The sequence below is a fragment of the bacterium SCSIO 12741 genome, assembly GCA_024398055.1.
Classification (GTDB): domain Bacteria; phylum Bacteroidota; class Bacteroidia; order Flavobacteriales_G; family Salibacteraceae; genus SCSIO-12741.
Genome location: CP073749.1, coordinates 4799091 through 4824790, shown reverse-complemented (window position 1 = coordinate 4824790; position 25700 = coordinate 4799091). Strand labels below are relative to the sequence as shown.

Genomic DNA, 25700 nt, shown 5'->3' with positions numbered 1-25700 from the left:
GATTTGACGCCATGAAACATGTCGCTTTGCTTGTATTGACCTGGATTTTTTTAGGAACGATAAATCTATCCGCTCAGGTGGATTATGTCTATCCTCAAAATGAAAGTTTTACCTACGAACAGGCCATCTCGGCTTTTGATTACCTCGTGAAGGAGTACCCAGAAGTAGAAATGGTAGAATACGGTAAAACCGATGTTGGCCGCCCTTTGCACCTGGCTATATTTAACGCCAATCAGGAATTTGATCCCCAACAGATTGATCGGAAAGAACAAAGCGTCATTCTAATCAACAACGCTATTCATCCTGGAGAATCATGTGGGGTGGATGCAACCGTTCGTTTGTTCGAATACCTGGCCACCCACCGCAAGTTGTTTCCCAATGTAGTAGTCATAGCCATTCCCGTCTACAATGTTGGAGGGATGCTCAATCGGTCACCTTATAACAGAAGCGGTCAACCCGGCCCCACCGAATGTGGATTTCGGGGCAACTACCAAAACCTGGATCTGAATCGCGACTTTGTCAAATGTGATTCCCGCAATGCCCGGGAGTTTAGCCGTATTTACCACGATTGGAATCCGGATTTGTTTTTTGATACCCACACCACCAATGGATCCGATCACCAGTACACACTAACTCTTATTCTTTCCCAAAAGGAAAAAATGAACCCCGTACTTGCGGAGTATGTCTATGGCAAAATGGAACCCCTGATTTACCGCAAAATGGAAGAGAAGGGTTACGAGGTAGTTCCTTATGTGTATGGACGCGGAAAGACCCCCGAGGAGGGAATTATGGACTTTATGGAAACACCCAGGTATTCCTCCGGATATGTAAATCTGTTCAATACCATTGGTATCATTACCGAGGCTCACAAGTACAAGACTTTTACGCAACGCGTAGAGCATACCTATCAGTTTCTAAAATTTATGACCGAGTATGCTTCGAGAAATCATACCGAACTCAGCCGGGTACGCGAATTGGCCAACGAGTATAGCGTCGGGCAGCAGATTTATGACCTCAATTGGGAACTGGATACCAACCAATGGGATTCTCTTCCTTTTAAAGGGTATGGACATGAGCAGGCGGTAAGTGCGGTGACCGGTCAGGCTAAATTGGCCTATCAAAGAGACGAGCCTAAAACTTTTAACATTCCTTATTTCCGCACTTACAAGGCAACCGATTCCGTTTCATTGCCCGATTATTACATCCTGCCACAGTGCTATGAAGATGTGGTAGACCGATTGCAGCTTAATCGCGTGGAAATGCAGGCCCTAACTGAGGATACGCTTATCCCCGGAGAGGTCTATTACATCGAAAAAGTTAAATCCCTGAACCATGCCTATGAGAACCATTTTGCGCATACCGATCTGAAAATCAGGAGAGATACCCAGAGGGTTCAGTTCTATTCCGGGGATTGGATCATTCCCACTCAACAAAAAAATGTCAGATATTTGGTGGAAGTTTTAGAACCTCGGGGAGCAGACTCTTTTTTCAGGTGGAATTTTTTCGATAATATTTTGATGCAGAAAGAGTGGTTTTCGGCCTTTGCCTTCGACGATGTTGCGCAGGAATTGCTGGACACCGATCCCGATCTAAAACGTGAGTTTGATGCCAAAAGGAATAGCGATGCTGAATTTGCGGGAAACCACAGAGCTCAGCTGGCTTGGATATTTTACCAATCGCCCTATTACGAGAAGACGCACAAACGCTACCCGGTTTTAAGGGTTTATAATAGGTAGGAGGTGATTATGAAGAAAGTGGTACTGGTAGCCTTAATGGCTTTAATGTTTAGCGTTTCCGCATGGGCGCAGTATGGTGCGGTGAATCACTGGGAAACGGCAGTTCTCGAAACGGACGAATGGGCCTACTTTGAAGGAACAACCGCTCCACCTCAGGATTGGAACAAAGAAAACTACGACGACTCTTCCTGGAAAAAAGGCAAGGGGAGTTTTGGGTATGGCGATGGTGACGATTCTACTGTTGTAAATCAGGCTACGTCGTTGTACTTGAGAATTAAATTCAACATTAGCGATACCTCCAAGTTTGTTGGAGCGGTTTTGTCAGCGGATTTTGATGATGCCTTTGTAGCTTACATCAATGGGGTAGAGATGACCCGCGAAAACATTGGAACGGTTTGGACCGAACCGGCCTACAATGATTTGGCTGATTTTGATCGAGAAGCTCAGCTATACCAGGGAGGCAAAAGATCCGACTACTTGATTAAAAAGTTTCAATTGGCTTATTCCATCAAAAATGGGAACAACGTATTGGCTATTCAGGTGCATAACAACACAACGTTTTCATCGGATATGTCCGCATTCTTTAACCTCACTTTTGGGATTAAAGATGCTTCTACCCATTTTTCGGCTCCGCCATCTTGGTTTGTAACTCCTCCTATGTTTGAAGAGTACTCGTCTTTGCCCATTGTTCGTTTAACCTCGGCCAAGCTCAATGATTCGGTTAAGATTCCTGGAACCATGGAAATTGCCTGGAACGGTGAAGGACAAAACACTCCCTTTGATCAGGCGGGAAATCACTACGATGGGCATATTGCCATTAAGTACCGCGGAAACAGTACGCTGGAATTTCCCAAAAAATCGTTTCGTATTGAAACCCAGGATTCTGTTGGTGAAAACAATAACGTGAGCTTGTTTGGCTTTCCAAAAGAAAACGATTGGGTGTTGTATGCTCCGTATAGTGACAAAAGTTTGTTGCGTAACTACTTGACCTATAATTTGGGAAGAACCCTCTGGGAGTACGCTCCAAGAACGCAGCTGGTAGAAGTGTTTCACAACGGCTATTACTTGGGAGTATATGTTTTTACCGAAAAAGTAAAACGTGATAAAAACCGGGTTGCGATTAAAAAGCTGGATAGCTCTGAAGTAGCGCTTCCCGATTTGTCAGGTGGTTACATGCTACGTATCGACTGGCCGGAGGGGCTTTGCCGGGTGATACATTTAAGATTCAACACACCAATGGTATCTCAGGGTTTAAGGACTTGACCTATCAATACTACTACCCCGATCCAGAAGATATGATGCCGGCCCAAAAAGCTTATATCAAGGATTACATGCAAACCTTGGAAGACAACTTGTTGTCCAGTGATTTTGACGATCCGGACAACGGTTATCGCAAATACCTGGATATGTCCAGTGCGATCGACTTCTTCCTTTTGAATGAGTTTAGCAAAGACATTGATGCCTACCGCTACAGTGTGTACATGTATAAAAACCACGAGAAAGACGACAACAAAATTCACCTCGGGCCTATTTGGGATTTTAACCTGGGCTATGGAAATGTAGACTTTGGGACAGAGCGAGCCGAAGAAACCGATGATTGGCTCTATGATAAAGAAGGACGAAGAATGTTTTGGTTCTTCCGGTTTCTTCAAGATCCCGAATTTGCGAAGCATGTAAACTGTCAGTGGCAAATTCACCGACTTCATGGGTTCACCAATGAGAACATCAATAAAATCATTGATGACGCCGTTGCGGACATGGGAGCAGCTGCCGATCGAAATCACTACCACTGGAAAACGTTGGGGCGTTATGTATGGCCCAACAACTTCGTGGGTGATACCTATGCTCAGGAAATTGATTATTTAAAAACCTGGGCCAAAGGACGTGCTCAGTGGATGGATATTCATGTTCCGGGCAACTGCCAGCTTTCCGTATCCACCGAAGATTTGGAGGTGGCCGCTGTTAATGATTTAAAGGTATATCCCAATCCCACTACAGGCCAGGTGAATGTGAAGTTTGGTGGTCTTATCAATCGGGTGGAGCTCATTGATGTATCTGGTAAAGTACTGCTGGCCGTTCAAGGAAATCAAGCGTCCTACCTTCAATTTGACACAGGCGAGGTTCCCTCAGGAATCTACCTCATTCAGGTGATTTCTGAAGATGGGCATCGGGAAGTAAGAAAATTGAGTGTACGCTAAGATCAGAAGCTTAGCATGTAGTTGACTCCGGTAACGAAACGTTGTACCGGAGATTCGATGTTCATTTGACGATCGTACTGAAGGAATAGATCCAGGTAGTTTTTCTTGAATATTCTTATCCGTCCACCTGCTACGTAGCGTTGTCTATTCCAGGCGCTATAGCTATTCGATACGGTATAGAAATATTGAATCTTTCCATAGATCCGAAGCTTTTTATTGATCTTGTGAACGTAGCGCAAACGAAAACGATAGCGCTGAAAATTGGGCCCGGCTTGAGGAAAGGAAAGCTGGTACTTGAATCGAAACTCAAAAAAGTTTTTTTGGATCGGAAGTCGGAAATAGTTGTTGATGTCGAATCGATGTACCACCAAGGTTTCTTCAAAATCGGAGAGGCGATAGTTAGCACCCAGCAAATAGTATTTGGCAAACTTGTACCGGATAGCTCCTTGAAGGTATTGCGATCTTAGTTGGGAGGCATTGTTCTTAAATCGGACTTGGTATTTTCCGGTGAGCTTTAGCTTCTTTTTCACTTTACCACTTACAATGGCACCTGTCCAAAGCTCATAGTCATTTTGAGCCTGAGACCAGGAAGAAGAGGGGAGGGCCATTAGCCAACCTATTATCACCAAAGGAACCAGCCACTTCATCATGATTGACTCCTCCCATTTTTAAAGAATATACGCAGCCGTGCGGTGTCTTTGAGGTAATCGGATTCCAGAATTTCAAATCGGATGACCTCTTTGCCTGTTCGTTTTTGGATATCCTCTCGAAGCAGGTGTTCATTTTCAGGTAACAGGTTCTCCACATTTTCGTAGATCATGATTTGAGTTTGAATTCCACCCTTGTTCACCAGTTTTTCCATGAAGTAGGTTAAGAATACAATGAACACATTGGTAAACATCAGCTCGATATAGCTCACCTTTTTGGTGGAAATCGCATTGATCACCGCAATCGAGATAATGATGAACATATAGGTCATTTCCTTTACCGGAATAGTGGTGGTGCGATACCTCAGAATGGAGAATACGGCAAAGAGTCCAAAGGCAAAACCAATACTGAGATCCGTCGTGGCAAACAAGTGGCAGATGAAGAACACCAGAGGGCTCATCACCAGGTAGGTAAACAGGTATTCGCTGTTTTTTCGGGTGGGTTGATACATGAGCCAAATCACGATATAGGCCGTGAGCAGGTTCAGTCCCAATCGGAGGCACAATTCAATAAAGTCTACGTCATAAAGCTTTATTCCGAAAAACCTCCTCGGTTTGTCGCCGTCCATGAATATGTCAAGCAGCAGAGTCATAGTTCAATTTTATTTTTTGAGCAGTTCTCACTATTCCTTTAAATCGATTGTGTTTAAGGAGAGGATGGGTGTGCATTACGCTAAAGCAGTACTTGGAAAACTTGTGCGGATAAATTTTTCGCTGTTTCAATCCCTGCATAAAAGGGCTTTTACGGGAAAAACGAGTCTGTTTTACTTCGGCTATAGCCAGGTAGGAAAAGTCAATTTTTCCATTGTTGTCTACCGTGTGCAGTCCTATATCCAGGGTATATTTTTCAGTAAGCGAAGCATTCGCAAAGGTGACCCGGCTATAGTTCACCGGGATAATTTGGTTTAACTCTTCAAACCCCATTGAGATGCGTTCCTTTAAAAACTGATTGGCCACTTCTGAGTTTCGGTCAGCCCATTGAGCCAATCGTAGTCGTTCTTTTAGGGTTTCGCCTTTGTTGTTTTTGTGTTTAATCTCCAGGTAAAAAGGGCCTTTTTCTCCATACTTGCGAGAACGTATTTTAACCCGATTCCCTTTTCCAACCTGATGATCGGCAAAGCTCTTAAACTGTGCCGTATCATAGTATTCATTTTGATAGTCAAACATCCGGGTGCCGTTTACTTCCAACACCTTTAAGTCGTGAGCTACCGATTCCAGAAATTCGGGAACAAGGTTAGGGTCAAAAATAAATTTGGTATCCGTGCGTGAAGGAAAGTCCACCAATGCCAGTTCTGCCAGGTCAATGGCAGGAACGGCTCTAATGCTATGTAGAATGGATTCCTTCAAGGATTTATTTGTAGCGGGTTATCATCAGGATTCCAATATCTACCTGATCTGATTTCTTAGGAATTTCGGTTTCGATGACCACTTCTTCCCGTTTAGTCAGGCAAGTAGTGCATTCCGAATAGGCGTACAACTTGTAACTTCCTTCATGCAGAAAGTCAAATTTAAAGGTGCCGTCGTAGCTGGATCTCACATCGTCGTCATTGGTAGAACCATTGCCATAAATGATGTAAACCCGCTCATCGGATAGCGGTTCAATTCCCAGAATAGTAGAGTCTGACTCTTCGATATAAGTCACCATCAAGGTTCCTTTCAACGTTGTTCGCCCGCCTCTTCCAGGTTCTTTGCTGCATGAAGTAGCCAATATTCCTGCAAAAATGAAGGCTGCTAAAATGAGGTTTCTCATAATCTTATTGTATTACTAAGCGGTAGGTATTCGGGCCGATTTTCAATTCGTATTTCCCTGCAGGAACATCGGAGAGGTTAATCTCTTCGTCTCCCGGGTTTAATTCTGTTCGGTAAATTTTACTTCCTTCTTTGTTACTCACCTCAACGCGCAAAATCTTATCTCCTTCGCGCTGTACCTGAATGGTGGTTTTCATCGGATCCCAAAGGGCCTTCACTCCACCTTTTTTCTTTTTGGCCTTAAGTAAAAGCTTACAGGCAGGGCCATTGGCTTTTCCAGGCGTGGGTTTGGTATACTTCTTCACTCTTGAGGTAGCCGGAAGATAGGAGTAGGACACATTCTTGTATTGACGTCCAAATTTGAATTTACTGGTTTGAATCTTACTGGGGTTGCTGAGGTAAAGGGTTTCACCTTTGGAGCTCAATTTAAACGAGGCATGAATTCCGGATTGAGCCGTTTGGCCATCCGCCCATACGATTAGGTAGTCGCCACCATCTACGGTAGTGCCTTCTGGAAAGCTCCATTTGTAGAGAGAGTCTTTATCATCGGAGAGAAAATAGCCGCTTAGGTCAATTTCTACTTCACTGGGGTTGTAAAACTCGATGTAGTCATCGTACTCACCGGATGGATCCATGACCGCTTTTTTGTTTACAGCCAACACTTCAGAAAACACCACTTGCTGCGCCTGTGCTACAATTCCGGTAAGCAATAAGGCCCATAACATCAATCCTCTTCCCATACGAACGACCAAACCTCTTAACATTTAAGTTAGAAAAGCATAAAAGTAGGATAAACCAAACAAGAATCCGGTCAATGTTGCACCGACCATGAACACCGCATCGTTAACTCAGGCGCCAAAATTAAAAATCTACCATTCCCTTTGCATAGAAAAAGACTGTTGTATATTTGCCGCCGCTTTCTGCGGAGGGCGTATTTCTTAGAACATTTTGCCAGAGTGGCGGAACTGGTAGACGCGCACGTTTCAGGGACGTGTATCTTCGGGTGTGTGGGTTCGAATCCCACCTCTGGTACAAATTCAGTGTGAGTGTGAGCACGAGAGTGCGAAAACTCATGCTGAATTTTCCTCGCACTCGCACTCAAACTCGCTCTAACTTTCACTTTCTACTTTCCAGAGCTTAAGACCTGCTTTCAATCATCGCTGATTGGTTTCTTCCGATTTCTTCCTTTCAAAGACACTAAGACAACGAGACTGGATCTTGGAAAATCTTTATTTTCTTCTGTTGCAGTCTGCGTATCGGGCAGGTTCGAGGCGATTGTGCAAATTAGCTGATTCTATTCCTGAAAATGTGTATTTGAACCTTAATGATAGTTTCGCCTTAGTTGCAACTTAGCGAAGCGATCTCATGACCGCAGGGAATAAACTATGCCGAGGTTGAGTTTCTTTTGTCATTAGACCATAACCAAAGTCATTTTCGAGAAAGCCATATTCCTTTCTCAAAAACATCTAATTCGGTTTTCTTCTTAAACAAATTCAACATCTTGATTTTCTAATTGCTTGTAACATTTAGTATATGAAGCGTAGCCTCCGATAGGCGGATATGATTCCTATACATTGTTGTGGTGTCGTTTTTTATCTTCTCTTAGTTTAATCCTTTACAGTATCCATAGTAGAACGGAACAACGTATTCTAAACTATCCTTTTCAGTGCGAATGGTCTGTAAAGTCTCATTTTCTTTATCCATTAAAATCTTTTTTCCAAATCGACTAGGCTTCTTTCCTTTATAATCGAGAAGAAGAGTGTCGCCACTTTTAGAGTAAGTACCAACGAAGAATTCATCATAGAAAAATACGCCCGTCCAATGAATTTCAAATTTATCAGGCTCTCTTAATTTAAAAGTTGCCTGATTCTGAGTACCTTCAAAACAAGCTCTAAATGTCACGTCACCATAGACATTTTCAAGGTTTAATCTCAGTGGATTGTACACTCCGTCAAGTAGTCCGAATAGAAGGATTCCTATTGGTAGAAATGAAATCAATTTTAGAGCTTTTCGATTTTTAATAACCATAACTACCTCAATAAGGATTTTGATTGAAATCCAAACGAAAAGTGCTGCAATCGCTATAAAGAAAATGACATTCCAAAGTCCGCCTGGATTTCTCTCCCATATAGGTCTAAGTCTAATCAGTCCGACAAAGACGATTGATAATATGATTGAGATTTTAAGCGACTTATTCAAGATTATAGGTTTCTTTTAATGCACCACTACATATGTACAACAACATGATGTTATTTTCATTGTACATAAAGCAGGTTATCGAATATTAAAATTTGGCCACAACAATAGAAATACTGCTCAGTTTAAAACTAAATTAACCAATTCAATCCAACACTCCTCAACCTCCCCTTTCAAGTTCTTGACCTCCTGAATATAAGTTAAAAATGGTTCGAGAGTAGTCTCGTCCTCCGTACAAATTCAGTGTGAGTATGAGCGCGAAAGTGCGAAGACTCATGCTGAATTTTCCTCGCTTCTCGTGCTCACACTCGCTTTGCGAGGACCCGGAACTAATTTTTCTTCGCACTCACCTCACTTCTTTTCTAATTGCCGGATGCTTTCAACCATCATCGGTTTTCTGGCTTTTATACTTCTCGATAAATTCTTCAGCTTCTTTCAAGGTTTTGGGCCATTTGACATAATTGTCCGTGGATGTTTTGTAGTAATCCGATTTGCCTTCTTGAAAAATGTGCTGAAACGCAAATCCATGAGCGACCAGGTATTTGACCACTTCCCAGGCTTTTTTGTCCGTTTTCTTAGGAGGACGGAAACGATGATTCATGAGAATCATTTCATACGAGCATTCCGGACACTTTCCAATTCGCAATTGAGTAAGGTCAGTCCCCAAATTTTCCACGCGGTGGCAGTTTAAACAAACGGCTTTGTGACCCATAATTCAACTTATTTATCAAATATCCATCCCTGGATCGTTTTCCCTAAAAATGGATTGATGGTATGCTGCTTTTCTTTGACCAGGGTAAAGACAGCTACCGATGTTTTTGTTTCCGGACAGTAGTTTACATCAGTGCCCCACCAGCCTCCGTGGTAATACAGGTGGTAACCAAAATCAAAATGATAGATACCTAAACAATACTTCGATTTTTCAGCGGGCAGCACGTAGGTATACATCTCTTTTAATAGTTCTTCGTCTTGGATCATCTTGCCTTCAAAAAGATGGTTATAAAACACGGCTGCATCTTTTACGGTAGCAGCCATTCCGCCGCCACCGTAGAGATCCCAGGATGGATTGATGGCATAAGAATCCAAATGGAAGTTCTGGGCATATTGATGAGCCATCGGAGCCAGATGTTCTGGTTTTTCTTCCAGGTTGATAAACCACGTGCTATTCAATCCATATTGCTGGTAGTTGAGTAATTCACGAATGGCTGTATAAAAAGGTTTCTGGGTTTGCTGTTCAATAATTTCTGTGAGCAGGAGGTAATTGATATCTCCATAATGGAATTCCTGGCCAGGATCACTAATTGGCCCCTTGCTTAGCGCTCGTTGAATCTGTTCGTTTTTTTTCCAATGGTATTGAGGGCGATTGATCACCAGCTCAAAATAGTTCTTGTCCACGTAGTCGTTTATCCCAGAGGTGTGGGAGAGAAGTTGACGAACAGTGATTTGCTCGATTGAATATCCTCCTTCTTGAAGGAGCGATTGAGTGCCGTCTGTAAGAAGGCCTTTGATGCTTTGATCCAGGGTGAATTTATTCAGCTCAACCAATTTCAAAGTAGCAGACGATACATAGGTTTTGGTATTGCTGGCCAACAGAACAGGCTGGTTTGAGGTAAGCTGACTCGTTCGGGATGAATCGGAAAAGCCACGAGCCGAGGTCCAGGAAATGTGTTGATCCCTGGATTCCACATGAATCAAAATTCCCAGAGCATCTTCATTGGCCTGGTAAACCGAATCGAGTAGGGCCTCAAATCGCATTTCCCAGGATTGAGCTATGAGCCGCTTTCCGGACAATAGATTAAAGATCAAAAGAAGGAGAATGCCAGGCAGGAGTTTCATCATGGTTTAAGGATTTGCTAAAAAAGGTGGTTTTGGATATCCACAGTCCACATCATACCCAAGGCAATAATTCCTCCACCCATAGATAGGGCGAAAAAGGTCTTGATTCGTTTGGGGGAGATCAAATCGCCACTCTTACCGAATGACTGGTAACGGATTATTCCCGGATGCTGAGACATAAATTCAGCGCCGTTTTTAAAGAATATCCATCGAATGGTTAAAATGTAAATAAGGAGTAATGTTCCGTGAAAGGCAAGTACAGCTGGGTTTAAGGTTCTCGGCTGGAAATATTGGAAAACGCTGTTCGTCATTCCGGATAAGTTGCCTATTCCGATCACCAACCAGGGAAGAGTTCCAAAAAAGGCAAAGCCCTTAAGAATTTGATTATACCCCGCTTCACGTTCAGGTTTTTCTTCGATATACGGTTTGAGTCGGGATTTAAATCCAATAAGGTTAATAAGCATTACGCCAATGAAAAGCAGCCAAGCGTATTCACTCAAAAATGGAAATGGATTCATAGTATTGGTTTTTGGGTTTGGGTTATCAATTGATCAAATATCCAAATTTGAATGGAATTGAAGTCCATATTTCCTCATTCTTGAGTTCTCCCTTTTTGCTAAAACCGATTCAAACCCTCAAAATGCAGTTTCACAAAACCGGAATGTGTATCTAAGCAACCCGGGAAGGTTTTTGACGTCTTCTGGGAAACACCCCAAAGATTCGCGAATGAAATCCTTTTTCTTCACTCTCTTTGCCATCAGCCTTACCCAGCTGGCTCTGGCTCAACTCAATGATGCAGAACTATCTCAAATCGACGGAAATTTTTGTGATGGTCAACAAACCCTCACAGCTACCTTAAACAACTCAGGATCCAATTCACTCCAATCGGTGTCCATTGCCTGGGCAGTTTCAACCAATGGTGGTGCCTATGTCACTCAATCGCCAGTGAGCTTAACGCCTTCATTGGCATCAGGAGGGCAAACCACGGTTACCCTGGGCTCATTCTCCTATTCTCCCGGAGATCAGTATGCCGTTAAAGCTTATTCCTTCAATCCCAATGGAGTTAGCGATTCAGACCCATCCAATGATACCAGTAATACATCTGGCACGGCAAGGCTAAATGGAACCTATACCCTGGGAGGATCGTCTTCAGACTTTACTACCTGGAAAAGCCTCGAAACTGCTTTAAATAGTTGGGGCGTTTGTGGTCCGGTTCGAATCGAAGTACGTCAGGGAGTTTACCAGGAACAAATCCATTTTAACGCCATTCCCGGAAGTTCGGCTTCCAATCCCATTAAGATTGTGGGAGCACCTGGAAATACGGCTTCAGCCAAGTTGACCAATTATGCACCTAACGTGAGCGACAACTACACTTTAAAACTGCAAAACCTAAGTCACATTACCCTGGATAGCCTAAGCTTTGAGGCGACCAATGCCAACTTTGGTCGGGTTATCGTTTTTAGCGGTACGGTACACCACATTACCATTTCCAACGATAGCCTTTTAGGAACACCTGCCACCAACGTGGGGAGTGATCAAGCGATTATTCACGATGGAGGAGGAAAGTTGGATCAAAGTGCCTACACACGCATTGAAAACAACTATTTCCGCAAGGGGAATTTTGGCGTTTACTTCGTAGGAGGTAAATACAGCAAGCAGGATTCGAATAATGTGGTGATCAACAACACCTTCGAAGATTATGTCAATTCCGGAGTTTTCTTTTCTCATCAGCGGGGAGGAAGCATCGAGGATAACTATTGCTACAGTTCCCAGAAAAATGGATTTAGCCCGTCAGGCATCTATTGCGGCGACTCAGACACCTTTTCCATTTTGCGCAACAAAATCATTGTAGATGGTTATCAGTCCGTTGGAATCAGCGTGGCTCGATGCAATGGATTTCCCAATCATCCGGTAACCATTGCGAATAACTCGGTTTCCATTGTGGGGAGCAGTGTCTACTTTACCTACGGAATGATGGCCTATGATGGGAGTTACAATCGTTTTGTCTACAACAGCGTATTGGTTGCCTCGGGCGGAAGATGGAGCGCTGCCATGGTTATCGATATGAAAACCGGCAGTCATGGAACCATCCTCAACAACAGCTTCGTTAATTTGCGCAGAGGTTATGCCCTCGATGCCAGAAATTCGGCCGGATTAGATACTTCCGACTTCAACAACCTTTACACCAATGGATTCAACCTGGGGCACCACACCAATCAGCTTTACACCAATTACATACCCGATCTATCCAGCTATCAGAACCTCATCGGACAAGAGGCCAATTCCTTTGTGGCTTATCCCGGTTTTAAATCCCAAACAGATCTAAAAACAAAGTCCTCTCAATTGGACGAAGCAGCTATTCCAATTCCAGGAATTACCGCCGATATATTGAACACTCAGCGCCATGTACTTACGCCAGATATTGGTGCCTATGAATTTGTACGTGCGGCCAACGATATTGCCATTATCGATCTCATTTCTCCTTTCAACAAAGGCTGTGGTCATCCAAATTTGCCACTCATAGCCGTGGTAAAAAACGTGGGAAAAAACACCCAAAACAACATCAAGGTAGGTGCTACGGTTAGTGGAATTACCACAGGGACCTTTTTGGATTCTGTGACCACCTTAAAACCAGACGAGACCGATACACTTTTGTTGGGAACCCTTTCAACCGCTCCAGGCGGTGTGGTTAATGTGTCGGTTTATTCTCAACTGGCCAATGATTTTGACCGAAGTGATGATACCCTTGCTGTTGACAGTATTAATTTGCTTCCTCACCCCAGTACGCCCATTGTACCATCAGTAATTACCTGTGCGCACAACGATACGTTTTTAGTGGCCCTGGGCACTACGGCCAAAACGCGTTGGTTTGCCGATTCGGCCAATACCATAATTGTGCACGAAGGGGATACCTTTCCCATTCCAAATCCCACCCAGAACGATACCTTTTATGTGGAAGCCTACAACGAAATTAAAACCCGGGTAGGTCCAAAGGACTTTTACATTGGAGCCTATTTGTACGAAAGCGATGTAGCTAATGGCTATGAGTTCGATGCCCATACCGATATTATCCTTGATTCGGTTACCTTTTTTCCGCAGGATACCGCTGGAACCATTCATGTTGAGGTGACTTTTGGTACCCAGATTATTGACTCCATTACTATTCCCTATTCCGGATACAATCCGCTGTTTGGATTAAAAGTTCAATTGGATTTGGAAATACCTGAAGGGCTGGGTTACCTCATTACTGCAAAAGGTTCAAGTTGCGGTGGTTTGAGGAGAAACACCGACGGATTTAAATACCCTTATACCGAAAGCAAAAACATGATGACCATTACCAAAGGCTCCAATACCATTACATGTAGACCTTTTGGATCTTTCAACTTTTTCTACGACATGGTGGTGAAGAAGGAGGGATGTGTCCAGCAAGAACAAGCCAAGGCTTACCTGTTGGTTAAACCCGCCCCCGATGCCACTCTCAATCCGATTCCCGGAGTATGTGAAGGTGGTTCTCCCTTTGCTTTGGTTCAAGGAAGTGTGATCCCGTCAGGAATCAGTACCCATTATTTTGGGCCAGGGGTGATTAATGGTCAGTTTGATCCGGTTTTGGCAGGCCCTGGAAAACACAAGGTAGGATACACCGCTTACCTCAATGGATGTACCGATACGGCTTTTCAAATGGTACGGGTAAATCGTTTGCCTTTTGTTCTTCTGCAAATTTTGGATGACCTCTGCGAAGATGACGCCCCTTATACTTTGCGCACCGGAGGTCCATTTGGAGGAACCTACAGTGGTCCTGGTGTTACTGGAAATCAGTTTAATCCATCGTCAACAGGTCCGGGTACTTTCGATTTGATCTACGAGTATACCGATACAAACAATTGTACCGCTGCCGATACCAGCGCTATGGTGGTGCATGCTTCTCCACAGGTGCAGGTAGGTGCGATTCAGGATCTTTGTGAAAGTTCTGATTCATTAGCCTTAAATTCAGGTACTCCGGTTGGAGGACTATATTCAGGTCAAGGTGTGGTCAATAATTGGTTTTACCCTTCCAAATCAGGAGTAGGTACGCATTCCATTCAGTATTCCTTTACCGATACTAATCAGTGTAGCGGTCAGGCCAATGGATCCGTAAAAGTCAGTGCTGACCCTCAATTTGATCTTGGGCCAGATACCACAACCTGTATGAATGCGAGTATTACACTTCACGCTCCTTTACAGGGAATGCGCTACCAGTGGAGCACTTCCGATACCACTTCGTCTATTCGGGTAAATCAGGCGGGCTTGATCAAATTGACCATTACCGATCCGTCCTCGTCAGCACAATGCTCCTATACCGATAGTATTCATGTATACCAGGAAGGAGTTTGCCTAAGTGTGAATGAGGCCTTTGCTCGACAGGTCCAATGGATTGTATATCCGAATCCAGCAAGGACTTCAGTTCAGGTAAGTTTTACAGGCTTGCATGCAGAAAACTGTACACTGCAGCTCTATAATGGCCAAGGACAAATGGTGATTAACGAAAACCATGAAGTAAGTGGAGGAGAGTTAAGCACCAGCCTTGCACTAAATGATTTGCCACCCGGAGTGTATCAGCTTCGATGTGTAACTACGAAAGGCGAGGTTTCTCGAAAGTTAGTGATTGAATAAAGTGATTGCGATGACAAGAGTAGCGTCCGGTTTTATTCTTCCAGAGTATTTTGTTTGTAGGAGTTGATCAATTTAAATAGATCCAGATCATTTTTACGACTTTGATGAAATGGTTGCATGACTCCCCATTGGGTAAATAGTCCGTGTTGCTCTCTGATCATTGTGAAAAGTCGATCATCGTATTTTAGCGCTTGGCCTCCTGGTAGCGTATAGGTGGTATCCGGATAAAATTCGAATCGATCGGATTCTACATAACCCTCACCTTCGATTTCAATAGATTCTGTGGGATTTTTGATCAGAAGTGTTGCCTTATGAATTTTACCTTCTTTTTCTACCCGTAGTTCCCAAGTTGAGAGAGTCGATGAATTTTGAGTAGAATCCAGATAAACATAGTTACCCGACCAATCTATTTGGGCTTGTGCCAGGCTATCTGCTATCATCAGCTGACGTATTTCTTCTACATGTTCTTGATGACTCTCCTCTGCATAATTGGTGAGTTGGAAATACAGGCCTATGTAAATTAATACACCAACCCCAAAGGCGATAAGCCTTTGTTTGCTTTTTAGCTCATATCCCTGCCGGTTAAGTCCCCATCCCCAAAGTAAATTACGTGGCCAGAGAAGGCTGAGATAGATTAGTTCAAATGGATTATAACTCTCCGATTTTCGAAGTTCCATCTCCTTTTGGATGAGTTTTTCATGATCCACTTGTAGTTCATTCGCTCTGGCTGCAATTTGTTCTAAAGACATTCCTCGTTGCACCAAAAGAGCTTCAGCGTATTGAATCGCCTCTTCTTGCCAGAGTTTTTTTTCGGAGTGAACAATCCAAATTAATTCATCGTCGGAGTACTGCTCGAAGTTTTTAAATCGTTTCATCGGTTGTTTGAAAGGGAAGTGTTTTTACAATTTGCTGCTATCCATGTTGCGGCACGAAGATCATGTCTATCGTTATCAATTTATCTAATTTCGTCCCCGAATTCAGCAATGTTCTTATGAGTGAATCTCCAAATGCGCAATCCGGAAAATCCGGCTGGAAGGGAATGATTAGCCTATTGGCCATTTTACTTATTCCGCTATACTTTTTTGTGACCAATTACATCGTGGTTAAGGAAGGGGCAGAAAAGGGTTCAACTGAGGTCACCGTAGACTCTACTCAGGTTACAACTCCAGTTGATACATCCGCTACGAAGTAAATTTATCGCTTAATCAAACGTTGGGTGAAATGGGTTTCGCTTCCCATAAGTTTAACCTGATACATACCGGCTGGTAATTCCTGAATATCCACAGTTACCTGGCCATTTTCTTCCAGGGATTGTTGTTTTACAATTTGCCCCAAACCATTGATAATCATAAGTTCCAGAGATTCAAGGGTAGAGGCATTCCATTTCAATTGAAATTGATCTTTCGCCGGATTTGGGTATAACTGTAATTCGCCTTTGCGTGAATCAGCAAATTGGACTGAAGTAGGATTACGTCCTTCCACTATTTGGTCTTTGCCCTGATAAATTACAGTTGTACTCGTTTGTCCACCATCGTTTTCCTGTTCAATGCGCAGTACATAATGGGGAGCTCCTTTTTGCCAGAATTCGTAGTATCGATTATTTACGGAGGTGTTGCCCCCAATTAAGGCACTATCCACATACATGTCTTCGATTTCCAATCGCAACACGTCGTTGAGGTAACCATAGGGCATGTGTAGAGTTCCTATAGCATCTACTTGCACATTGTAGGTCCCCACGCGTCGGTTGCCGAGCAATCCGTATTCCACATCGTAGGAGGTGGTGTGCAGGTCGTTGTAGGCCATGGGGAAGGATATATGCAAGAGACTGTCGGAACCATATTCTACCCGGGTAAGTCCATCTAAATCACCCATGAGGTACAAGGCCTGAGGAGTGGATCGATAGGGGATTCGTTGAAATCCTCGAACCGCGGTCAAAGTAGTATGATCAGGATCACCCAAAATACCTGTTTGCGGATTTTCAAAATCCATATCAAAAGAGTCTGCGGGAGTAAGATCGCTAAAATCCCAGATGACATCAACACCGCTACTTCCTTCCGAAACGCCCTCTGGGTTATCGGCTTCGTAGTAGGTGATAGAAGTCCCTGAAGCAGGTATGACATCGGCTGAATCGAGGGTTAATTGTGCTTGGGCGTTTAGGGTAAAAAGCGCTCCGGCAAGGAAAAATAAGCTGGATTTCAAAACATTAGATTTGGGTTCAACATTAAAACGAATATAAAGGATCGGCTTAAAATGGTTTTCTTCGGTTCAATTCCAAAGGTTGGTTTAAGTTTGAAACAAACGGAATATCTTGAGCACAGCAGCGGCGATTAAACAGTTTATTGATCACCTCGTCAATCATCCTCTTCAGCTGGATGAGTGTGAGGTAATGAATCCCTTTCTTAATTCGCAAACACGGGCCTACTCGGACCTATTTTGGGATAAGTATTATACGGATGACCAGCCACGGTATGCCTTGTGGGGAATCAATCCCGGTCGACTGGGTTCAGGCATAACAGGAGTAGGTTTTACCGATCCGGTTAATCTGGAAGAAAAATTGGGCATCAAAAATGATCTGCCCAAACGCCATGAATTGTCTTCCCGGTTTATTTACGAAGTGATTCAAGCTTTTGGCGGACCCGAGGCTTTCTTTGGGCGATTTTACATTTCATCCGTCCTCTCCCTGGGATTACTTCGCGATGGAAAAAACATCAATTACTACGACATTCCAGGACTTCCGGAAAAGTTGAAACCCTTGATTGTAGATCAAATCAACCGCCAACTGCCATTTTTGAGACGCGATGTTACCTGGTGCATTGGCAAAGGAAAAAACCTAAAATACCTGGAAAAGTGGAACAAAGAATACCAGTGGTTCGATACCATTGAGGTGGTTCCTCATCCCAGATGGGTGATGCAATATCGCTTGAAAAGGATGGACGAATTCGTTGATGAGTACCTCCAAAAACTGGCCCCTCAATAATTTCTTTTGCGGTAAGAACGACGATTTCCTTGTGGTTTGGCGGGTTTTCGAACCTGAGGTTTAATTTGAAGCAGTCGGTAAAAATCAGCTTGATCAATGGCTGTGTATTCTCCAGGTTGGAGTGGTGGTAGTTTAAGGTTTCCACTGGCTGCCCGAACCAATCGTAAGGTTGGAAATCCAACCGCCGCCGTCATCCGACGAACTTGTCTGTTCTTTCCTTCAATGAGCTGAAGCGAAATCCAGGAAGTAGGAACGTTTTTTCGAAATCGAATCGGTGGATCGCGATCCGGAAGGGTAGGGGAATCTACTCGCTCGGCCTTGGCCGGAAGGGTTGTGTAGTCCTGCTTTTTTATGCGGATAGTAATCCCCGCTTCCAATTGGGATAGAGCCTCCGAAGTAATTTCTCCTTCCACTTGCACCAAGTAAGTTTTCGGATGTTCATTTTCGGCTCTCAGAAGCTGTGCATTGACGCCCGGATCGTTGGTGAGAATTAAAAGACCTTCGCTGTCCTTATCCAAACGCCCAACTGGGTAAACATCTTTTTCCACATCCAAAATGCGTCCCAATCCCGGATTGCCGTCCTCATCCGTAAAGCGAGAAACGTAGCCGAAAGGCTTGTACAACACGTAGTAACGAAACGAAGAGGAGGAAGAATCTGCCATAGGAGTGCAAAGCTAATGAAACCCCAATAGGACTGAAAAGAACGAGTAAAATGTTGGCCATGCATCAATATCGGTTAAGCTTCGTTAAGGTCTTTCTTTCCACCTCTATATTGGTTACATTTGCAGGCCGAAATAAATTGAAAAACCTACAACATGAAAGAAGTATATATCGTATCAGCGGTTCGTACGCCCATCGGAAGTTTTATGGGTGCTTTGTCTACTGTTCCTGCCACACGTTTGGGCTCGGTAGCGATTAAAGCTGCTTTGGAAAAATCCGGAGTTAAAGCCGAAAATGTAGACGAAGTATTTATGGGTAACGTACTGCAGGCCAATGAAGGTCAGGCTCCTGCTCGTCAAGCCGCTATGGGTGCTGGTTTGGGCGATCACGTTCCTTGTACTACCGTGAATAAGGTGTGTGCCTCTGGTATGAAATCTATTTCCCTGGCTGCTCAGTCTATCCTGGCTGGCGACAATCACTTGGTGATCGCTGGTGGAATGGAAAGCATGAGTCAGGTTCCTCACTACTTTCCTGCCAGAAATGGAGTGAAGTTTGGGGATACCAAAATGATCGACGGAATGCTTAAAGATGGTTTGATTGATGTGTACAACGATACACACATGGGTAACTGTGCTGAGCTTTGTGCGAAGGAAAACGAAATCACTCGTGAAGACCAGGATGAATTTGCCATGGAATCTTACCGTCGTGCTGCTGCCGCTTGGGAAGCTGGAAAATTTGCTGAAGAAGTAGTGCCGGTAGAAGTACCTCAGCGTCGTGGAGAGCCTATCATAGTGAACCAAGATGAAGAGTACCGCAATGTGAAAATGGAAAAGATTCCTAATCTACGCCCTGCTTTCCAAAAAGAAGGAACCGTAACTGCGGCTAACGCATCTACTTTGAATGATGGAGCATCTGCCTTGGTTATTGCCAGCAAAGAAGCGGTTGAGAAATACGGATTGACTCCTATCGCTCGTATCGTAAGCTATGCAGACGCTGCTCAAGCTCCTGAATGGTTTACTACTGCTCCTGCTAAGGCAGTGCCAGTAGCTTTAGGTAAAGCAAACTTGGAAGCCTCCGATATTGACTACTGGGAATTGAACCAGGCCTTTAGTGTAGTTGGAATTGCCAACGCTAAATTGCTCGGAATCGATCCTTCTAAAGTAGACGTAAACGGTGGTGCTGTTGCTTTGGGTCACCCACTTGGGAACTCTGGTTCTCGTATCGTGGTTACCTTGATCAACGTATTGAAGCAAAATGGTGCAAAATACGGAGCAGCAGGTATTTGCAACGGTGGAGGTGGAGCCTCAGCCATGGTTATTGAAAACCTTTAAAAGAAACTGCGATTCGCCCGGAGTGTGTTAATAACTCCATTTGAATCGTGCATAAAATAACGAAGTAAGTCTGGTAATCGCAGGGTCTATTCCCTTCTTTTGTCAGACTTACTCTATTTGGTACAGACTTGAAGTACGGAATTTCCCAACTAAGCGTAATCCCTGGCCGGGCGGAACCTAATGACCGCTCAGAGATGGTGACGCAGGTTTTATTCGGGGAGCACTACAAGATTCTGGAAGAGCGTGCCAAATGGGTCAAAATTCGACTGGCCTACGACAAGTACGAATGTTACATTGATCGTAAACAGGCCTTCGAAGTTACCAAAGAAGTATACGATCAAATTGAAACCAGCCGGGAGTGGACATCCCTAACCGAGTTGGCCACCGTAGGTGCGGATCAGCATAAAGGGCTTTTGGTTCCTCTCTTAATGGGCAGCGTGTTGCCTAATTATGATGGAGAATCCTGTTCCTGGGGAGAAGAAAAGTTTGATCTACAAGGAAGTGTGACACACAGCAAAGAGCAGATTTCCCGTTCTCGTGTGGTAGAGCATTCCCTGATGTACGAAAATGCCCCTTACCTCTGGGGGGAAAAACACCTTTTGGAATCGACTGTAGCGGATTTACCCAGATGGTGTACAAATTGGCAGGCAAAAAACTGCCTCGTGATGCCTACCAACAGGCCGAAATTGGTACTACCTTGTCCTTTGTGGAAGAAGCAGAAGATGGGGATCTGGCCTTTTTTGATGACGAGGAAGGCAACATCATTCATGTTGGAATTCTAATGAATGAAAACGATATCATTCACGCCAGTGGAAAGGTGAGAATTGATAAGATTGATCACCAGGGTATTTACAACCGGGATACCCGATCTTACACCCACAAACTTCGTTTGATCAAGACCATTCTTTAAATTTGATCCGCAGCCGGGATTAGCTATTTACTTGGCCGGATTGAAATATGGAAGAATCGCCTATTCGTCAGTTTTTTCTTCAGAGTGGACTTTCTGAAGAGGCAGTTGCTTTGATGACCGAGCATTGGAATATTCCAAAAACGCTTAAACGGGGCGAGTTCTTAAGCCGCCCGGATCAAATTGAGCATTTTCTATACTACATCCATCATGGAACCATGCGGATATATCTAACCCGAGATGACTCCGAGTATGACGTAGGTTTCGGATATGACAACACCTTGATCAATAGTTTTCCATCCTTTGTTACTCAGGAGCCAGATGGCTACCACATTCAGATTCTCAAAACGGCTAAACTCACTGCCATACGCCGGCAAGATTTTTACGACGCCATGGGGCAAAGCCGCGAAATTGCGGAATTCTGGACCCGTTCCATGGAATTGGCAGTACTTGGCAAAACTGATCGCGAAACCGACTTACTCATCCTTTCGCCTCAGGAAAGAGCTCAAAAGTTACTGAAACGTAGTCCACAGGTGTTTCAATTTATTCCCAGAAAATACCTGGCTTCTTACCTCCGGATGTCTCCGGAAACCTTAAGTCGATTGAAGCTGTAACTACTTAACCGCGAAGTTGATGGAGGTAACGTGCTCCTTATCAGGTGTAGAGTGCGGATCCGTGTGATAAATCTCAAATGGATGTACACCCTTCTTGGCCTTAAACACTTTGGAGCGTTGCATGTTGTACAAGGCACTCCAGGCATTACCCAGGTAGTGATAGGCACCGTGATGTTCAACCGAATAAATCCGGGTGTTTGGAATTTCTCCGCTGACCAGGCCTGCGGGCAAATTTCCCGGAAGCTTTTTGACCGAAATCCCAGAGGTATATTCCACCAATCCTTTAACCGGATCCCATTTGTGGTAAATTGAGAAGACCATGCCCGGTTCCAAATCCTGGTTTTGTTGGGCAAATTCTCCTACACGGGCTAAATCGGCTTGCATTTTTGAACCCACCTCTTGAATACTACAGGACGTTTTTACCCCAACATAGCTGCATCCGTCAAATTGAGTTTCTCCTTTAAAATCTAACTTGGAGCTTACCGTACCCGCTTCTATGAATTCTTTGAGCATGTTTAGGCCACGGTCATAATCCATACCGATCATGGCGCTCATCGTTTTTTTCATCCAAAACATGATGAAGGGTAAGCTGGTGTCCATGCCCCAGGATACCTCACTACCTTGGCCTTTGGCTTTTATGTCAAACCAAACTTTAGCTGTCGATTTCCAGGGTTTCAAAAAGGTCAGATCCAGATCGATCCGGCTGTTTTCTTTTTCTCCGACGATCCGCATATTACCCGATCCGACCCGATTGCCGTCCCATTCGTAAAACTTGGCATCATCAGACACGGTTACCTTGGCGTCTGGCTCAGTGATTAACCAGGGAGACCAAGGCGTCCAATTATTAAAGTCACTTAGTAATTGATAAACTTTCTCGGGCGACGCATCCATTTGGATGGATCGATTGACATGTACTTTGGGCATAGCGTTGTTATTTTTTTGAAGAAGACGATATGAAATTAACAATTCCCAGGTCGTGAAACCCTATTTTTTGGATTTTGCTACAAGCCTTGGCATTGGTTGGGTTCTGAAATCTTGATTCTGGTCAAGGAAAAGAGGAGTCGCGTCCCATAGATTTGTATTGAAATTTTGATTTTATGACTACTAATCAGGACTTTGTCCAAGAAATGATGACTCTTCAAAACAAAATTGAGGAGTTAGTAAAACAACATCTCGAAGGAAGAGACCCAAGGGAATTGCAGTTCAAAGTCAATCCCGATAAATGGAGTGCCTTGGAATGCATGGATCACCTTAATCGCTATGATGATCACTACTTGCCACTGGTGAAAAAGGCGATGGACCGGTATCCGGTGAAGAAGGGTGGTTTTCGCTACAGTTGGTTAGGTAAAAAGTTTGTCAAAATGATGGAGCCCAACGGAACGAAGACGTTTAAAGCCCTAAAGGATATGAATCCATCCTTATCCGCTGTAGATCCTCAAACGGCTCGTAGATACTTGAGCAATATGGATGAAATGCGAACGCTTATCGCTGATTTGGAACGAGCAAACTTGAACAAACGGTGCATTCCAACCACCATGAGTTCTTTCATTGTGCTCAAGTTGGGAGATATCATCCACTTCCTTTTAATGCACAAATACCGACACACACTTCAGGCGGTGAGGGCCCTAAAAGAGGCCGAAATAGGGGCTGCGAAAATAGTGCAGTGAATGGTCTTTTCTTTATCGAGCTGAATGCGGAAGCCGAAAAGCATCAGCTTGATAATCAGAGTAGGCGAAAACTAAACTATACTTTAATGAAAACTTTATTTACCCTCCTTATCTGCCTCACGGCGTCGTTTGCGTCGATGAGTCAAACTCTTACCGTGAACAATGGAACTGGTTGTACTTTGTTCATGCACTTGGTAGAAATTAATCCTTCCTGTAGTGGAAATGTAATTCTCGTTGCTGTAGCACCAGGAACAAGTACATTTAATTCAACTCCAGGTTGGCGTTGGGATTTCGTTCGAGGAATTTCTGACGTTTATCCTTATACAGCTTGTTCAACACCTCTATATGTGGCTGCCCCATGGACTTGGTGCCATGCTGGTATTCCTTCAGTGAATAGCGGACCACAATGTACATGCCTCGGATTTTTAAATGCCCAATACACGGGAACGCCGGGGGCACCCATACTCAATCTCTGGTAGATTTAAGAAGATTCCAAATAGAAAGGCCCGACATTGTTCGGGTCTTTTTTTTGGCCAAAAATGGGGCTGCGGAAATACCGCAGGGAATTCTCGTTTCTTTAAACGCTTGTTTGATATCGATACTATCTTTTTGATTTACAAGTAGATTCCTTCCTTAACCTGAAAGCAGTGCTGGCCTAAGCCTTTGGCCAATGTGAATGATGATTAAACGGTCCGGCCGCCCCTGGGCCGTTTATCTTTTTGATAGGCACAAAAAAACGGCGCTGCAGAACCACAACGCCGTTTTAGGTAAAATTAGTCGACTACTGTCGGATGTTCAATTATTGCGTGATAATCACTTTTACATCTCCTGATGGGTAAGGAATCCACTGAATTTTTACCGGTGTACAAACGGTAACGTCCATACATGTCAAATTCAAAAATGGAGTACAGATTGTATTTCCAACTGCGGCAACATTGATGTTAGTGATGGGCCAGGTACAGGCATTGGTTCCACCAGAGTAAGGACCGGTAGGAGAACCAATTTTCATGAATCCCCAGTTCCAGCCAGCTGGTGGAGGAGTGGAGGGCCAAATAGGATCGCTCATCATGTAACCTACTTGCGCAAAAGGCACAAGGGTCATGGTGTTAGATGATTGCTGATTACAGGCAGGTGCCCCGCTTTCAGCCGTCACGTAGTAGATAAAACTACAACTGGTTTGGTTGTCAATTTTAATGGTTTGCCCAAAGGCTTGTGTCCCGACCATCATAAACAGGCCAAGCATGCTCGATAAAAGTAACTTGTACATTATAGTATAGATTTAAGAGTTTGAACTAAAGTAAATGGACCGACTGCGGTATTGCTGCAGGCAATGCCAGGGTGATGCGGTTCATCGAAAAATCCCGATTGCCTTAGCCTGGTATGGGATTGATTGAGTGGTTTTTGCTTAGGAAAAACACTTGGATCTATTTAATTCTCACACGCCTTTATCCTGACTCTCAGGGTAGATTTACTTGAATTTTAAAAGGCCATTTTATACGCTTATCAGGCTGCTAACTACCCCAGATATTTGAGGGCATAAACTTTTATTCTCTCACCTTTCAAAAACAAAAAGATCATGCAGTATGTATATGGCCAGGTGTTTAACAACGCCACTTTTTCGGGAGCAGGAATTGCCTCTATTTCAAATAATCAGGTTGGATTTTACGACATCAGTTTCGAGAACTATTTCTCCACTCCATACGGGGTCACTGCCTCTCCATGGGGAAGTGGTATGCTGGTAGCTGTCAATATTTTTGCTGAGAACATGGTTCAAGTGCAGGTCACAGATCTACAGGGCAATCCCGTTAATGAAGGATTCTCCTTTATCGCACTGGGAGAGGCTCTTTCCTAACCGTAATATTTGGAAAACTAACTCGCTAAAATCCTTCTCAATTTGAGGGGGATTTTTTTGTGCAATAAATTGTATTTCCTGGATACAAAATGAGCCGTTATGACCTATTTTCGCTTCGCTTTGAAATCGGTAGCTTCCATAGTGCTTATTGGTCTCCTGGCCTTGCCCGGGTTAAGTCGTTTTTGGACGTTTGTAGACTTTAAGATTAACCAGGATTATATCGCAGAAGTACTGTGTATCAACCGAAATGAGCCGATCACGATGTGTTATGGTCAGTGTTACCTGGTCGATCAATTGGAGTATCAGCAAACCCCGGATGATTTTCCGATTCCAAGTAAGGAAAAAGAAGCTCGTGATCTCATTTACCTGGGCCTGTTTTCCGATCAGCGTTTTAGCGAAATTCAGATCAACCCGAAAAATACTTTTCTTACTCTGGCCCCCTCTTGTTTAGCAGGGCATCTTGGTCAGCTTTTTAGACCCCCTCAAGTAGCTTAGGTTTATTCAAATCCCTGTGGTTTGATTTCAACAGACTGTTTCCCCCTGAAATAGTCCTTCTTATTTATTTCCGGTCGTAGGATGTTTCTGTGGTCCTCAGGTTATTCCTGTGTTTGATATTCAGG

At 43.8% G+C, this 25700-nt stretch carries 26 protein-coding genes, 1 tRNA gene and 1 pseudogene; 14 read left to right on the top strand and 14 right to left on the bottom strand.

Annotated elements, in window-relative coordinates:
* The first annotated feature begins 11 nt into the window (after positions 1-11).
* The 3 genes from KFE98_20500 to KFE98_20490 are packed head-to-tail and all read left to right on the top strand — an operon-like array spanning position 12 to position 3934.
* Complete coding sequence (locus KFE98_20500; GenBank protein UTW62352.1) at positions 12-1736, top strand: hypothetical protein; 1725 nt, start codon at positions 12-14, stop codon at positions 1734-1736.
* Positions 1737-1745: 9 nt separating this feature from the next.
* Entirely contained in the window at positions 1746-2999 is a 1254-nt protein-coding gene (locus KFE98_20495; protein ID UTW62351.1) for a CotH kinase family protein, read from the top strand.
* On the top strand, positions 2939-3934 hold the full coding sequence (locus tag KFE98_20490; protein ID UTW62350.1) for a CotH kinase family protein: 996 nt from the start codon (positions 2939-2941) through the stop codon (positions 3932-3934). The genes KFE98_20495 and KFE98_20490 overlap by 61 nt, the downstream gene beginning before the upstream one ends.
* Before the next feature lie 2 nt (positions 3935-3936).
* On the opposite strand, the gene KFE98_20485 is transcribed toward KFE98_20490, so the two are convergent.
* The 5 genes from KFE98_20485 to KFE98_20465 are packed head-to-tail and all read right to left on the bottom strand — an operon-like array spanning position 3937 to position 7154.
* The gene (locus KFE98_20485) at positions 3937-4584 is read right to left on the bottom strand and encodes a DUF2490 domain-containing protein (protein UTW62349.1); all 648 of its coding nucleotides are present in this window, start codon (positions 4582-4584) and stop codon (positions 3937-3939) included.
* Positions 4581-5234: a DUF4956 domain-containing protein gene (locus KFE98_20480; protein UTW62348.1), complete on the bottom strand. Its 654-nt coding sequence runs from the start codon at positions 5232-5234 to the stop codon at positions 4581-4583. The genes KFE98_20485 and KFE98_20480 overlap by 4 nt, the downstream gene beginning before the upstream one ends.
* Positions 5218-5988 carry a VTC domain-containing protein gene (locus tag KFE98_20475; protein UTW62347.1) on the bottom strand — a complete coding sequence of 257 codons (771 nt, stop codon included), beginning with the start codon at positions 5986-5988 and terminating at the stop codon, positions 5218-5220. Before KFE98_20475 ends, KFE98_20480 begins: the two co-directional genes overlap by 17 nt.
* A gap of 4 nt (positions 5989-5992) precedes the next feature.
* Entirely contained in the window at positions 5993-6391 is a 399-nt protein-coding gene (locus KFE98_20470; protein ID UTW62346.1) for a hypothetical protein, read from the bottom strand.
* A gap of 4 nt (positions 6392-6395) precedes the next feature.
* A complete protein-coding gene (locus tag KFE98_20465) occupies positions 6396-7154 on the bottom strand; it encodes a lamin tail domain-containing protein (GenBank protein ID UTW62345.1) in 759 nt (252 codons plus the stop codon).
* Positions 7155-7340: 186 nt separating this feature from the next.
* Here KFE98_20465 and KFE98_20460 point away from each other — a divergent pair.
* Positions 7341-7422 (top strand) — tRNA-Leu (locus KFE98_20460).
* A gap of 570 nt (positions 7423-7992) precedes the next feature.
* Here KFE98_20460 and KFE98_20455 read toward each other — a convergent pair.
* From KFE98_20455 to KFE98_20440, 4 genes are all read right to left on the bottom strand, one after another.
* A complete protein-coding gene (locus KFE98_20455) occupies positions 7993-8589 on the bottom strand; it encodes a hypothetical protein (protein ID UTW62344.1) in 597 nt (198 codons plus the stop codon).
* Between the two features lie 376 nt (positions 8590-8965).
* The gene (locus KFE98_20450; protein UTW62343.1) at positions 8966-9187 is read right to left on the bottom strand and encodes a hypothetical protein; all 222 of its coding nucleotides are present in this window, start codon (positions 9185-9187) and stop codon (positions 8966-8968) included.
* A 119-nt stretch (positions 9188-9306) separates the two neighbouring features.
* Complete coding sequence (locus KFE98_20445; GenBank protein ID UTW62342.1) at positions 9307-10425, bottom strand: beta-lactamase family protein; 1119 nt, start codon at positions 10423-10425, stop codon at positions 9307-9309.
* Positions 10426-10439: 14 nt separating this feature from the next.
* Positions 10440-10940: a hypothetical protein gene (locus KFE98_20440; GenBank protein ID UTW62341.1), complete on the bottom strand. Its 501-nt coding sequence runs from the start codon at positions 10938-10940 to the stop codon at positions 10440-10442.
* Between the two features lie 208 nt (positions 10941-11148).
* Here KFE98_20440 and KFE98_20435 point away from each other — a divergent pair, with 208 nt between their 5' ends.
* A complete protein-coding gene (locus KFE98_20435; protein UTW62340.1) occupies positions 11149-15072 on the top strand; it encodes a T9SS type A sorting domain-containing protein in 3924 nt (1307 codons plus the stop codon).
* Positions 15073-15104: 32 nt separating this feature from the next.
* Here the strand turns inward: KFE98_20435 and KFE98_20430 are convergent, their stop codons facing one another.
* Positions 15105-15947: a hypothetical protein gene (locus KFE98_20430; GenBank protein ID UTW62339.1), complete on the bottom strand. Its 843-nt coding sequence runs from the start codon at positions 15945-15947 to the stop codon at positions 15105-15107.
* 116 nt (positions 15948-16063) lie between these two features.
* Between KFE98_20430 and KFE98_20425 the strand changes: the two genes are divergently transcribed.
* Positions 16064-16264, top strand: coding sequence for a hypothetical protein (locus KFE98_20425; GenBank protein UTW62338.1), 201 nt, complete (start codon positions 16064-16066; stop codon positions 16262-16264).
* A 2-nt stretch (positions 16265-16266) separates the two neighbouring features.
* On the opposite strand, the gene KFE98_20420 is transcribed toward KFE98_20425, so the two are convergent.
* Positions 16267-17271: a T9SS type A sorting domain-containing protein gene (locus tag KFE98_20420; protein UTW62337.1), complete on the bottom strand. Its 1005-nt coding sequence runs from the start codon at positions 17269-17271 to the stop codon at positions 16267-16269.
* A gap of 109 nt (positions 17272-17380) precedes the next feature.
* Here KFE98_20420 and KFE98_20415 point away from each other — a divergent pair, with 109 nt between their 5' ends.
* Positions 17381-18049: a DUF4918 family protein gene (locus KFE98_20415; GenBank protein UTW62336.1), complete on the top strand. Its 669-nt coding sequence runs from the start codon at positions 17381-17383 to the stop codon at positions 18047-18049.
* Here the strand turns inward: KFE98_20415 and KFE98_20410 are convergent.
* A complete protein-coding gene (locus KFE98_20410; protein UTW62335.1) occupies positions 18043-18711 on the bottom strand; it encodes a pseudouridine synthase in 669 nt (222 codons plus the stop codon). The genes KFE98_20415 and KFE98_20410 overlap by 7 nt on opposite strands.
* A 153-nt stretch (positions 18712-18864) precedes the next feature.
* Here KFE98_20410 and KFE98_20405 point away from each other — a divergent pair, with 153 nt between their 5' ends.
* The 3 genes and pseudogenes from KFE98_20405 (at position 18865) to KFE98_20395 (ending at position 21561) form a co-directional block, all read left to right on the top strand.
* On the top strand, positions 18865-20040 hold the full coding sequence (locus KFE98_20405; GenBank protein UTW62334.1) for an acetyl-CoA C-acyltransferase: 1176 nt from the start codon (positions 18865-18867) through the stop codon (positions 20038-20040).
* A 194-nt stretch (positions 20041-20234) separates the two neighbouring features.
* Positions 20235-20950, top strand: a pseudogene (locus KFE98_20400) (C40 family peptidase).
* Between the two features lie 47 nt (positions 20951-20997).
* Positions 20998-21561: a Crp/Fnr family transcriptional regulator gene (locus tag KFE98_20395; protein UTW62333.1), complete on the top strand. Its 564-nt coding sequence runs from the start codon at positions 20998-21000 to the stop codon at positions 21559-21561.
* Here the strand turns inward: KFE98_20395 and KFE98_20390 are convergent, their stop codons facing one another.
* The gene (locus KFE98_20390; protein ID UTW62332.1) at positions 21562-22485 is read right to left on the bottom strand and encodes an SRPBCC family protein; all 924 of its coding nucleotides are present in this window, start codon (positions 22483-22485) and stop codon (positions 21562-21564) included.
* Between the two features lie 173 nt (positions 22486-22658).
* Here KFE98_20390 and KFE98_20385 point away from each other — a divergent pair, with 173 nt between their 5' ends.
* The gene (locus KFE98_20385) at positions 22659-23228 is read left to right on the top strand and encodes a DinB family protein (protein UTW62331.1); all 570 of its coding nucleotides are present in this window, start codon (positions 22659-22661) and stop codon (positions 23226-23228) included.
* Between the two features lie 86 nt (positions 23229-23314).
* Entirely contained in the window at positions 23315-23707 is a 393-nt protein-coding gene (locus KFE98_20380; protein UTW62330.1) for a hypothetical protein, read from the top strand.
* Between the two features lie 320 nt (positions 23708-24027).
* On the opposite strand, the gene KFE98_20375 is transcribed toward KFE98_20380, so the two are convergent.
* Positions 24028-24495, bottom strand: a complete 468-nt coding sequence (locus KFE98_20375) for a hypothetical protein (protein UTW62329.1) — start codon at positions 24493-24495, stop codon at positions 24028-24030.
* A gap of 309 nt (positions 24496-24804) precedes the next feature.
* On the opposite strand from KFE98_20375, the gene KFE98_20370 reads away from it, so the two are divergent.
* Entirely contained in the window at positions 24805-25080 is a 276-nt protein-coding gene (locus tag KFE98_20370) for a hypothetical protein (protein ID UTW62328.1), read from the top strand.
* Between the two features lie 99 nt (positions 25081-25179).
* Positions 25180-25575: a hypothetical protein gene (locus tag KFE98_20365; GenBank protein ID UTW62327.1), complete on the top strand. Its 396-nt coding sequence runs from the start codon at positions 25180-25182 to the stop codon at positions 25573-25575.
* The last annotated feature ends 125 nt before the right edge of the window (positions 25576-25700 follow it).